Origin of the sequence: Segatella copri (assembly GCF_009494835.1) — a bacterium.
Lineage (GTDB): Bacteria > Bacteroidota > Bacteroidia > Bacteroidales > Bacteroidaceae > Prevotella > Prevotella copri_F.
Genome location: NZ_VZBE01000034.1, coordinates 1 through 12,200 on the forward strand (window position 1 = coordinate 1; position 12,200 = coordinate 12,200).

General features: G+C 41.0%; 12 protein-coding genes and 1 pseudogene. 11 read left to right on the forward strand and 2 right to left on the reverse strand.

All coding sequences use genetic code 11. The features are described 5' to 3' along the window. From F7D47_RS05440 to F7D47_RS05460, 5 genes and pseudogenes are all read left to right on the forward strand, one after another. Positions 1-590 (forward strand): annotated as a pseudogene (locus F7D47_RS05440) (RNA-binding domain-containing protein); the annotation flags it as partial. Positions 591-627: 37 nt separating this feature from the next. Continuing rightward, on the forward strand, positions 628-1,122 hold the full coding sequence (locus F7D47_RS14885) for a hypothetical protein (RefSeq protein ID WP_228113452.1): 495 nt from the start codon (positions 628-630) through the stop codon (positions 1,120-1,122). A gap of 160 nt (positions 1,123-1,282) precedes the next feature. Further along, the gene (locus tag F7D47_RS05450; protein WP_153085970.1) at positions 1,283-1,528 is read left to right on the forward strand and encodes a hypothetical protein; all 246 of its coding nucleotides are present in this window, start codon (positions 1,283-1,285) and stop codon (positions 1,526-1,528) included. Positions 1,529-1,577: 49 nt separating this feature from the next. Further along, the gene (locus F7D47_RS05455) at positions 1,578-5,540 is read left to right on the forward strand and encodes a BspA family leucine-rich repeat surface protein (protein ID WP_153098435.1); all 3,963 of its coding nucleotides are present in this window, start codon (positions 1,578-1,580) and stop codon (positions 5,538-5,540) included. A gap of 22 nt (positions 5,541-5,562) precedes the next feature. After that, on the forward strand, positions 5,563-5,706 hold the full coding sequence (locus F7D47_RS05460; protein ID WP_153085972.1) for a hypothetical protein: 144 nt from the start codon (positions 5,563-5,565) through the stop codon (positions 5,704-5,706). Between the two features lie 97 nt (positions 5,707-5,803). Here F7D47_RS05460 and F7D47_RS05465 read toward each other — a convergent pair whose 3' ends face one another. After that, on the reverse strand, positions 5,804-6,217 hold the full coding sequence (locus F7D47_RS05465) for a type II toxin-antitoxin system VapC family toxin (protein ID WP_118082166.1): 414 nt from the start codon (positions 6,215-6,217) through the stop codon (positions 5,804-5,806). Next, positions 6,214-6,474, reverse strand: coding sequence for a hypothetical protein (locus tag F7D47_RS05470; RefSeq protein WP_147347541.1), 261 nt, complete (start codon positions 6,472-6,474; stop codon positions 6,214-6,216). Before F7D47_RS05470 ends, F7D47_RS05465 begins: the two co-directional genes overlap by 4 nt. A 128-nt stretch (positions 6,475-6,602) precedes the next feature. On the opposite strand from F7D47_RS05470, the gene F7D47_RS15030 reads away from it, so the two are divergent. The 6 genes from F7D47_RS15030 to F7D47_RS05495 all read left to right on the forward strand — a co-directional run bounded on the left by F7D47_RS15030 (position 6,603) and on the right by F7D47_RS05495 (position 11,984). Further along, the gene (locus F7D47_RS15030) at positions 6,603-6,734 is read left to right on the forward strand and encodes a hypothetical protein (protein WP_262884368.1); all 132 of its coding nucleotides are present in this window, start codon (positions 6,603-6,605) and stop codon (positions 6,732-6,734) included. Beyond that, positions 6,707-6,889, forward strand: coding sequence for a hypothetical protein (locus tag F7D47_RS14890; RefSeq protein ID WP_228113453.1), 183 nt, complete (start codon positions 6,707-6,709; stop codon positions 6,887-6,889). The genes F7D47_RS15030 and F7D47_RS14890 overlap by 28 nt, the downstream gene beginning before the upstream one ends. Positions 6,890-7,572: 683 nt before the next feature. Continuing rightward, the gene (locus F7D47_RS05480) at positions 7,573-8,427 is read left to right on the forward strand and encodes a FimB/Mfa2 family fimbrial subunit (RefSeq protein ID WP_228112447.1); all 855 of its coding nucleotides are present in this window, start codon (positions 7,573-7,575) and stop codon (positions 8,425-8,427) included. 62 nt (positions 8,428-8,489) lie between these two features. Beyond that, complete coding sequence (locus tag F7D47_RS05485; RefSeq protein ID WP_153085974.1) at positions 8,490-9,404, forward strand: fimbrillin family protein; 915 nt, start codon at positions 8,490-8,492, stop codon at positions 9,402-9,404. A gap of 33 nt (positions 9,405-9,437) precedes the next feature. Next, positions 9,438-10,433: a fimbrillin family protein gene (locus F7D47_RS05490; RefSeq protein ID WP_153085975.1), complete on the forward strand. Its 996-nt coding sequence runs from the start codon at positions 9,438-9,440 to the stop codon at positions 10,431-10,433. Between the two features lie 30 nt (positions 10,434-10,463). Continuing rightward, positions 10,464-11,984, forward strand: a complete 1,521-nt coding sequence (locus tag F7D47_RS05495; RefSeq protein ID WP_153085976.1) for a fimbrillin family protein — start codon at positions 10,464-10,466, stop codon at positions 11,982-11,984. Positions 11,985-12,200: the final 216 nt, after the last annotated feature.

Genomic DNA, 12,200 nt, shown 5'->3' on the forward strand with positions numbered 1-12,200 from the left:
ATGACATCAAGGCTGGAACTTCCATGCCTCGCAATATGTTCCTTTTTAACAATGCTATATACTTGCTGCCATACACTGGTGTTGGTAGCGGCATCACTCGTGCTCTTGATGAAGATGTTAATGTCACATTTATGAATAATGACAAGGCACAGGAATTTGTGATTACTGTTTGGAGAGAAGAAAGTAACCAAGTCGAGGGGGAAAGTAACCAAGTCGAAGACCATAACACTGGACTTAGACACTCTGACACCGACCATGACACTTTTGCCGAAGACCATAACACTGGACTTAGACACTCTGACACCGACTTAGACACCGACCATGACACTTTTGTCGAAGACTATGACACTATACATAGTTACCATGACACTAAAAGAGTGCCATTGACGAATAAACAGAAGGATATAGTAAACTTCTGTAGCGTGCCAAGAACAAGTAGGGAAATTTTGGAAAGAGCCGGTGTTGTCTATCATACAAAAAATATAGCCAAATACATCACCTCCCTTGTTGCAGCAGGATATTTGCAGATGACTAATCCGGATAATCCTACAGCAAGCAATCAAAAATACAAGAAAGTAATAATAAAATAGTAAGAATGATAGACTCTTTATATTTCCTTCAGTTCGCATGTTTCATCTTCATGCTCATCACTTCAACCTGAGTTTCGTGGCATTGGGCTACAATTACGTTCCTACCGAGGAACTCTTGGATAAGGAGGAAGAAGAAAGCGCAGCCATAGCAGATGAAGAAACTGAAATGGGGTGGGTATCTTTGGAAAGCTCCGATGGGCAGGATGCAGAACCTATAGATGGTAAAGAAAACTTACATCATTTTTCTCAGGAGCGTCAGATGTTTATCAAGGAGAAGCTCGACAAGTGGTGTGCTGATTTGGGCTACAAAGACACCATAGTAAACATGTTCACCCTGTCGCATTCGTTGGATATTCCTAAGGCGGAGCGGTCCCGATATTTCTCGGAGACTGACATCATTTCAGCCGAGTACAGCTTCTCTGCCCGCACCTGTCTGTACCGCATTTTCAAGTTAAAGGAAGGCTGTACTCCTACCGAATGGCGGGAGAAAATGGCTGAAAATGTAGCCTCGGAGGATAAAAAGCAGGATTAACCATTTTTCGATAAATACCAGGAAAACGCATCACGAAATGAAAAAATACGTTAAAAAGGGTGTCGCATTCATAGGAATGCGACACCTTTTTGATAGGAATGCGACACCTATACAGAGGAATGCGACACCTTTTTTGAAAAAAAAACACTATATTTGCACCATGAAAGAAATATTAGAAACCATACCAAGGATAGAACTCGCCCTGATTATCATCGGGGTGTTTGCACTCATGTTAGGTATCATCTTCGTATATGCCATGATACATGAGTACAGGATGTATCTTGAGGAACATCGGAAGGCTCGCATCACCTTTCGTGATTTCTTCAAACAGGAACAGTTTTATATCTTTCTATTTCTGGCTTCGATATTCATCATGCTGTTAAACCTCCTGTATTTCCTGGAGTGAGTTTCGGCAATAAGCAGACAAATATAAATAACAAATATAAAATTTAATTATGAAAAAGTTTAACAATCAATCCTGTGGGTCGTATGTCGGACGTATGAACTATGGGGGGGCAAAGTTCTGTAGATTTGCCCTATTCCCATTGATGTTGTTGATGTTGTTGTTTGTGCCTACACGTATGGTGGCGCAGACAGATTACGACACGTCTGTAACGTTTAGTGCCTTAACAGGTAGCCCTGAAGGGATGTCTGAAGCAGAAAATTTCAAGAAACTCTTTGATGGCAAAAAGACGATCAATGATTTCTCTAAGTGGTGCTGCTCTTTCTATAGCAGCGCCTATGTCATCTTCGAAGCCAGCAAGGCAGGAGTACCTGTGGGCTACACCATCACTACGGGAAATGACAATGAAATTTGGGGAGGCCGCAATCCGTTGTCATGGAAGCTCTATGGTAACAATACAGGCAGCGATGACGCTTGGGAGCTTATCGATGAGGTAAGCGAGGACAAGGTGCTCAAGGATAAGAACTATACTTCGTACGACTTCACCTGCAAATGTTCTACCTCTTATCAATATTTTAAATGGGAAATCTCGGCTATTCATAGTGGACGCACATTGCAGGTAGGTGAGTTTAAACTCAAACTCCAAACCTGTTCTCACAAGAAAGCCGATGAATCGTCTGCCCTTGGTGAAGTAATGGAAAACGTAGAACCAACTTGCACAGAGCACGGCTATACCACACACAAATGCTCTCTCTGCAATTTTATTGTGAAGGTATATAAGGATGATGTGCTTAAACCACATACACTCACTCATCATGCTCTGAAAGATGCTACATGTACAGAGGCTGGTAACATAGAATACTGGCAGTGCAGTGTATGCAACAAACTCTTCAGCGATGAAGCCACAACTAAAGAGTTTACGGATGCTGCCAGCCTCGTGATTCCAGCAAAAGGCCATAAATTCGACCGTGAAGGCAATTGTACTGTCTGTCCCTATAAGGATTCTCGCTATGCTTTGTTCAATTTGGAGGGTATAACCGATGTTACCATTACTGACAATGACAGTTATCCTTGGAAGATGTTGGACTTGAACGCAGATGGAATGTCTAATGTCTCTTCCTATTTTACAGCAGAAAGCAAGGGACTGATGTCAAATAATTATGGGAAGGGGCACAGTACATCTGAAATTATAGTCAAATTCAATGTAGTAAAGCCTATATTATTTTCATTTAAATATCTAATTTCGGCAAAGAACTCTAACTATGTCTTTATTACTTTAAATGGAAAACTGCTTGATGAAATTAAGGGAACAGAGCAAAAAGTGTATAAAAGCATTTTAAACAAGGGTGAATATACTTTGAGATTATCATACAATATATTCGATTTAGTTGGTGATGGTAATAAAGGTGCAGACCGCGCATTCATATACGATCTGAACACGGCAACCACTATTTCTGATTATGTAGCAGAGTTGGATGCTACGAACACTAAATTGACTTTCAAAAAAATCACTTCTAATAATTTAGAAAGTATTGATTTAAGCCGTTTAGTTATAGTGAATGACGAACCGATGGTGAAAGATATGTACGATATAGAAACTACAAATATCAAGAATATCGTTTTCGATGAGAGTTTCAAAACATACGCACCTACATCGTTGGAACATTTCTTTGCTGGCTGCAGTACATTGGAAACAATTACAGGCCTTGAATATTTGAATACAGCGAATGTAACGAATATGTACCGTATGTTCTATGAATGTAACAAACTCTCTTCGCTCGACCTCTCTAATTTCAATACAGCGAATGTGACGAATATGAAAGAAATGTTCTATAGCTGTCAAAACCTCTCTTCGCTCGATCTTTCTAATTTCAATACAGCGAATGTGACAGATATGTCAGGCATATTCAGGTATTGTAACAAACTCTCTTCGCTCAAACTCTCTTCGCTCAATACAACGAAGGTGACGGATATGTCACGCATGTTTTCCGGTTGTCATAGACTCTCTTCGCTCGATCTCTCTAAGTTCAATACAGAGAAGGTGACGAATATGGAAGAAATGTTCTATAGCTGTCAAAACCTCTCTTCGCTCGATCTTTCTAATTTCAATACAGCGAATGTGACAGATATGTCAGGCATATTCAGGTATTGTAACAAACTCTCTTCGCTCAAACTCTCTTCGCTCAATACAACGAAGGTGACGGATATGTCACGCATGTTTTCCGGTTGTCATAGACTCTCTTCGCTCGATCTCTCTAAGTTCAATACAGAGAAGGTGACGAATATGGAAGAAATGTTCTATAGCTGTCAAAACCTCTCTTCGCTCGATCTTTCTAATTTCAATACAGCGAATGTGGTGGATATGGCCCATATGTTCTATAATTGCTCCGCTCTCACTTCTCTCGACCTCTCTAATTTCAATACAGAGAAGGTGCGGTATATGAACAGCATGTTCTCTGATTGCTCCGCTCTCACAACCATCTACGCTAGCGATGAGTTTGTAACGACCAGGGTGGAATTTGGTTCTGATATGTTCTCAGGTTGCAAAAACCTCAAAGGTTATAGCGATAGCAAGACCGACCGCAAATATGCCAACTGCGGCACGGATGGTTATTTTACTCCTGGATGTGCTTATGCCGAGTTTGACAATGCTACTCTTACATTCCGCTACAAGGGAGTAAAGCCTGCAGAAGCTTATGACCTTAATGTGGAATCTAACAATCCGGGGTGGGAGGCCCAAAAAGGAAATATCAAGAAGGTGGTCTTCGATGCTTCGTTTGCCAATGCAAGACCAACGAGCTGTTGTTGGTGGTTCGGAAATTGTTTTTATCTGACCGAAATTGAAGGTATTGAGAATCTGAATACCCAGAATGTGACGGACATGCGCGATATGTTCACTTGCTGCTATGCGCTTACCTCGCTCGACGTCTCTAACTTCAATACTCAGAACGTGGAAGATATGACAGATATGTTTCTGAGCTGTCGAAAACTCTCTTTGCTCGACCTCTCTAATTTCAATACAGAGCGCGTGAAGAATATGTCCTCTATGTTCTCTGGTTGCTCAACTCTCCAAACTATCTTCGCCAGCGATAAGTTTGTTACGAACGAGGTTTTTGATGGTGATGGTATGTTCCAAGGTTGCGAGAATCTCAAAGGTTTTATAGATTATATCAGTAACTCAGACAAGGACAATTACGAATACGCCAACTACAAGACTGGCTACTTCACCAAGCTGGTAGGTAAGAATGGTGAGAAGAAGATAGGTGCAGCGGGAGAAACTCTTACTACGGAGAATCTTGTTCTTGACGATGGCAAGGATTTCGTGGCTTATGAGCCGTTCGCAACCAAGAATGCATTTTACATCCGAGTTATCCCTGAAGGTTCTAAATGGGGAACGCTCTGCTTGCCTTTCGCCATTGACCAGAGCCAGGAAACAGAATGTAAGTTCTATCGTCTCACAGGTATTGACAATGATAAAGAATGCATCACCCTTGAGAGTTGCGAAGAGGGCGAAATCCCTGCCGGCACTCCGGTGCTCTTCAAGATGAATGAGAACGAGCAGACACTCAACATTTCTGTACAAAATGCAGGCATCGTTAAAGAGCCAGTAGCTGGAACAAACGTTACTGAGCCAGAAGTAGAAACTGCCTCAGATGTCAACCTCGTAGGTTCATTCACCAAGATTGGCGGCAAAGACAATAAGGGTCTTGACAAAAACGACTACATCATTGGTAAGGATAAGTTCTGGCGTGTCTTTGACTTGGATGATGGCAAGGGCGTGGGCATCAAACCGATGCGTGCATACATCCATCCTGCCTATGAATATCTGGCAAGAGCAGCCATGCTGAGCATCGGAAAGGGTGATGGCACTACTGCCATTGACAACCTCAACGCTATCAGCAACGATGCCAATGCAGAATACTATGATGCGAATGGTCGTCGTACCAATGGCCTGCAGAAGGGCTTGAACATCGTGAAGCGTGGCAGCAAGACTTATAAAATCATGGTTAAGTAAAGAATTTTAAAATCAAAAGGATATGAAAAAGAAAGAATATAAAAAGCCAGAGATGCAGGTGGTAAATATCACCTCTTGCACCCTCCTCGCAGCATCGACTATGGGTCAAGGAGGCATTGACGATGAAAAACCAGAAAAGGTAGAAGACTATTATTGGGGTGAGTAACAGGCATTATAACGCCTAACGGCATAATACAAGAAGCCCCCGGTGCTATACGCATCGGGGGCTTTTACCATTTTCTTCCTTACTGAGCATTCTTATTTTAAACTAATATCGATTCTAAAAAATCAGCAGGAGTCTGCACATTCTCTGCAAAATCCCTAAAGTCCTTTACATTTCTTGTTACTATCACATCTACTTGATGGAGCAAAGCAGACTCATATTGCACGCTATCCTCAAAATCTTTACGTTCAAATGATAGACACTTCTTTATAATCTCCTTATCCACATCCGTTATTTCACAAAGAGACGCAAGACCTAACATAGATTGATACAACTCTTCCCGAGAATAAGATTTGCGCAAGATAAAAAATGCATTGACAAATGTTATAGCAGAAACATAAAGTTGTATTTTTCTCTTATGGGCTAGGTCAAAAATAACGGCAGCGGGATAATAAAAATCACCTCGCTGATCATAGAAATCTATGACTATATTGGTATCTAAGAATACTTTCATTTGTATTTTTCTTCTAAAGATTCATATAATGAGTCATCTATCGCATCTGAAACTTGCTTACGATTCTTAAGCGTCATCTTAAGTATTTCGGGCGAAAGCTGATAGTTAGCCCACGCATTCTCTTGCTTCTTTACAGTTGTAACAGACTTAGCATTAGCTGACTCCAACAGACGTTCGGCCAACCAACGCTCATTACTTGCTGTCAAAGGAAGGGACTGCAAGAAACTCCACAATTTATAAATAGCTAATGTTGTCATATCATACATATTTATATTATTCCAAATGCAAAACTACAACTTTTATTTAAAACAGCCAAGAATTTTGCTGATTATTTTAATTGAATGTGAAATCTAATTGGCTATTTTCAATTAGAAAGGGGGTATCTTTGGAAAGCTCCGATGGGCAGGATGCAGAGTATACAGACAGTAAAGAAAACTTACAGCCAATTTCTCAGGAGCGTCAGGCAGCCATCAAGGAGAAGCTTGACAAGTGGTGCGAAGAAAAGACACCACAGTAAACATGTTCACCCTGTCAAGCTCGCTGGATATTTCCAAGAACGAGTTGGCACGCTACTTCACTTCATTCCTAAACTCCACCTTCCGCCTCAGGCTTGCCGAGGTACGTTTTGTGGCTTCTCTGCCCGCACCTATCAGTACCGCATTTTCAAGTTAAAAGAAGGCTGTACTCCTGCCGAATGGCGGGAGAAATTGGCTGAAAATGCAGGTGCATGAGATAAAAGCCCAACAGTTGCTGGCAGGGTCAGAAACTCCTGGTTTCCATCAGGGACAAAGTCCAGAGGATGGAAATGAAGATATGTTGTAAAGTCCTAAGCTGATAGGAAAACCAATTATCTGAAAAAAAACAACCCATACTTTGCGGTTGTTCCAAGGGTCTATATGCCTCGATGAACAGGTGACGTATAATTAGTCTTTGTTGATAATTACTTCTTGAATAGAGCCTGAAAACGTTAAAAAATACTAACAAGGTGTCGCATTGCTCACGAATGAGACACCTAAAACCAAAAAATCATACCTGAAAAAACAAATATTACCCCCCCCACTTTTAAATAAAACCCTTAACTTTGCACCTGGATTTTTTATAATCTGTATCAAGTAAAGATTTAAAATGTCGTAAATTATAATCAAAACATAATAGATATGAATGAAGTTTTAACTAAAAAAAAGTATGTTGATCCTTAGAATAAGACAGCATATTTTTACATAATATAAAAAAAGATCAATATGAGAAATTACTTAACTGGAAAAGAAAGATTACTGGTCGCAGCACTTGCTTTTATTCTTCCAAAAAGAATATTTAATATTTGGTTATGGGTGCTGTTATGTGTCCCATGCCTCTTGGCAAGTTGCGACCATGATGTTCATAATGACGAGGAAGAAGGTGGCTTGTCGGTATCGCTCACTTGGGCAGATGAAGCCGACCAAGGTACGGAAGTGAAAGACGTGAAGCTCTGGATATTCAATGCCGATGACGGTTCGCTTGTAGAGGAAAAACATGGTGGCAGTGCGCAGGAGGTGGCAAGCCAACGCTTTGCTCTTCCTGTAGGGCATTATCAGATTCTGGCTGCCACCAACCTTATAGAACCATTCTTTATCGGTGAGGCTACAAGGGCAACCCTCAATATAAACCAACTCATGTTTGGTTTGTCCAATCCAAGTGCCTCTCCCGACCATGCCTATTATGGTGTCACGGACATCGGTATAGACAAATCAAATGTCAACTACATAACCAAAAATGAAATGCGCCATATACTTGCAGAATTGACCATCTTCATTGAAGGAGTTCCTGACAATTTTGCAATGATAGGCAAGGTTCTGAATGTTGCAACCGGACTCCTTCCCCTGCAAAAGAATGAGGATGGAACATTTGGGACGGCAAGCTATACCAAGGAAGAGTGTGATATACCTTTGAGAATCGCAGTGCCTGGCGAAACTTTAAAAACGGAAACATTACGCTTGATGCCGACAGCCAATGGTTTTCATAACACCAAGTTGTTTATCCAACTGATTTCTCCTGGGGGAGTAGTTAGCAACTACGACATCGAAGCTCCTGTCATGAAATCTGGCGGCAAGTACAAGATAAACTTGGAATTTGAGGAGATGAAACCTTACATGTATCTTACGAGCACGAAGATAGATGATTGGACTGAGAAATGGATATACCGTGGTGAAATTCTGAATCCAGAAGATTAAGCGCCCCTCTCATTTAAGCAAGAATCAAAACAAGAATATAAACATAAAATAGTAAAAAGACAATGAAAAAGAAGACTTATCTCATTGCCCTGATGGCAATGGCTTTGACATTGGGCAGCTGTTCTGACAACGAGAACGGTATCGGAGGCGAGACCTCCAAGTATATCACCGTTTCTACCAGTATCGGCAATATGACACGTGTTGCCACAGATGCGAAAGGCGGTCAAACCTTTGAGGAGGGTGATGAAATCAGCGTGTATGCCTGGACTGGCGATGCAACTGTTGCTCCAGAGACACGCGAGCGTGTGGTGAATAACGCCATCAATAAGCTGACAAACGGCTCATGGGTAGCCACTCCACAGATGCTTTGGAAGAACAACCGTGACAAGCATTATTTCATCGGTGTATACCCTATTTCAGCAATATCCGACCTTTCTGCCGGAGAATATACATTCGATGAGACAAAGCAAGTGGAAAGCGACCTCTTGGTGGCAGTCAACAAAGATGGCTTATCCTATAATGTCGATGAACAGCAAACAGTACCTCTCACCTTTACCCATGTGATGGCTAAACTTGTGGTGAACCTTACCTATAAGAATCAATGGGGAACAGAGGGACCTACCGTAGATAAGGTAGTTGTAGGCAATGCCGCAAAAAAAGCAACCGTCAATTATCTGACCAAGGTTGTCACCCCATCTGCTGTAGCAGAAGATAAAGCAGACTTCGACATGCCTGCATTAACCGCCAACAAGAAATATGCTTCCATCATCATCCCGCAGGATGGTGTTCAGAAGATTACTATCACCATTGGCGGCAAGGACTTCATCTACGACAACGGCACTCCTTTTAAGTTTGAGAGTGGCAAGATTACTACAGTCAACCTAGAGGTAGGACGTGACGTCATAAAACTTGGCGATGTAAACATCTCTGGCTGGGGTTCTACAGGCGACCCTATCAAGGGCGAGGCTCACGAGTAACTTTCTTAAAATTAAAACATAAAATTCGACAATATGAAAGCAATTAAAATATTAACAATGGCAGCTTTGGCAACGGCAGTTTTTGCCAGCTGCTCCAACGATGAGGATTTGGCACAGAGCAATTATCCAATGGATAATGTGGTTAGAATCATGACAAGTGTAGATGGCATGAATACCCGTGCCTCTTACGGAAACAGCACCGATAAACTTAGTTCGTTTGGCTTCTGCATCAACAATGCAGGTAGTGACAAGTATACCTATGATAATATCAAGGTAACAAAGGAAGGCAGCAATTGGAATCCTGCTACCCAGATGTTTTGGCAGAATTCAACTACCGTTGTTGACATCCTGGCTTATGCGCCATATCAGGAGACTACCGAAGATGCAAATGGCAAAGTTAAAGTCTATGGAAATAATGATTACGCTTTTGCTGTACAGGCAGACCAAAGCAATGCTAATGACTATACTTCAGACTTCATTGTTTATAGACAAAAGAACTTCACTCCTGGTACGGAATTGAATGCCAACCAAGCTGTTGACATTACATTCTCCCATATCCTTAGTCAGTTGAATCTGACTATCGAGCTAAGAGATGAGTTTAACCAAAACAAGGAAAAGCCTATTACGGCAGAATCAGTAACAGATGTAAAGATAAATGGAACTATCCTAAGTAGTAAGGTGGATTTTACAGCAGAATCAATAGTTGCAAAAGTTGATAACACCCAAGGTGCAACTGCTATTACTCCTGAGGTTGTTAAATTCAATGGAGCCGATGAAAAAACAGCCCATCCAACTTTCAACTATTCAGCTATTGTAATCCCACAGTCTGTCACATCTGGGAAATTTAGCATCGGTTTTAAAGTGAATGGCAATTCTTATGTTTGGACTGCTACAGAAAATGATGTTGTATTTTTGTCAGGGAAAAGCCATCAGTTGCATTTATTGGTAGGCAAGGATGTGGTACAGATAAGTTACATAGGGGTAAGTCCTTGGGGGGAAGAGCATACCGACAATTTAGAGACAGAATAAAAGTTTGTTTGACATTAATAGATACAAAATATGAAGATAACAAAATATATTGGCGCATTAGCATTTGTTGCAATGCTCGCTGCTTGCTCTAATGAGGAAGAGCAAGGTATAAATACTTTGAGCAATGTAGTTGAGGTTACAGCCAACGTTGGTAAAAATAGTATTTTTACACGTAGTAATCCAGTGGGCAAAACAGAAGAAGCTCTGTCTGTGTTTAATGATGGCGATTTAATCCGCATATTGACTAATGGTAAAACCGTAAATTACACTAAAAGTGGTGACAATTGGATACCAGAAAATGGTGACTATTTGTGTTGGACGGGTGGCGTACAGGAGTTCAAAGCAATATACCCTTATAGCGCAAGTGAAAACACTGTAAATACGATATATAGTGGATATGTGTCTGCTGACCAATCTACCCTTGACAAAATAGCCAAGTCTGATTATATGTGGACTAATCGAATTGAGGCTAAAGCTCCTCAAGATAGAATGTTGGAGTTATATTTTCAGCGTCAAACAGCTCGTGTTGTTGTCAGAGTAAGTTCTTTTGGCAATGAATTCGATGGACTGAAGCCTGTGCTTACCGATGTAAAAGTTTATTCAAAACTTCATGTTTCGGCAGAAGAGCAAGTAGGAGAAAATGAGAACATAGAAGAAATCACAGCTTATAAAGATCCAACTCCTGATGAGAATGGCAATAATGTCTTCTATGCATTGGTTGCACCTGGTGAAAAAAAAGATGGAGAGAATTTCCTCAAACTCACAGTGACATACAATGATGAAGATGGCAATCCAACATTGTCAAAAGACTTGTTTGTAAAGGGTATTCCTGCTCACGAATATGCTCAGAGCTATACCTATAATGTAAAAATAGGTAAGGATAAGGCTGCGGTAGGAAATGTAAATGTTACTGATTGGAGTACAGGCAGCGTTATCGAAGGGGGCGATGCTGTAACAACTACAGAAAATGCCTTACTGGTGATAGAAAAGGCTTTGGCTGCGAACAAAAAGAACATTGAAATCACTTTAGATGCAAATGCAGATAGAGATGTGCTTAAGAAGATAAAAGATGCCCTAAGTAGTGCAGATGTTGGCAGTATTGAATTAACTGTAAACGGAGTTGAGACATTATGTGCTGAAGCATTTATGGAGTGTACTCAGCTAAAATCAATAAACTTGCCAAATGTTAAAAGCATTGGGCAATCAGCCTTTTATGATTGCTACAATATGGAAGCTGTTAATGCTCCAAATGCAACAAGCATAGGTGACATGGCTTTTGTGTCCTGCTCAAGGCTCAGAAAAGTGACATTGGGGAATATATCCAAGGCTGGTACGGAAATCTTTTATTTTTGTGATACAGAGAACGCTATAGATTTGGTGTTGTCTGGCGACCAGAGAAAGATGTCTGATAAATATACAGAAACAGGATGGGAGCCTGATCCTGACGGGGAAAATTATAAAAACTCCCTGGAACATCATAATTGTGATTTTCTTGACTATAGATTTAAATCTATAAGTTGCGGAGACAGGATATACTACTTATACTCCTAAGTTGGGCAAGAGTATGAGGTGCTCGGCAATTATATATACCCGCACCTCGGGAAACGACAAGGGTCTATATGTCACGATGATAAGTGGCGTATAGACCCTTGATTATATGGTGATATTCGTAATCTACATCTCCGCTTTCAGTAGCTTTATCTCCTCTACCGTCAGCCCCGTCATATCCATGATAGACGCTTCATCCATACCCTTTGCCAGCATCTT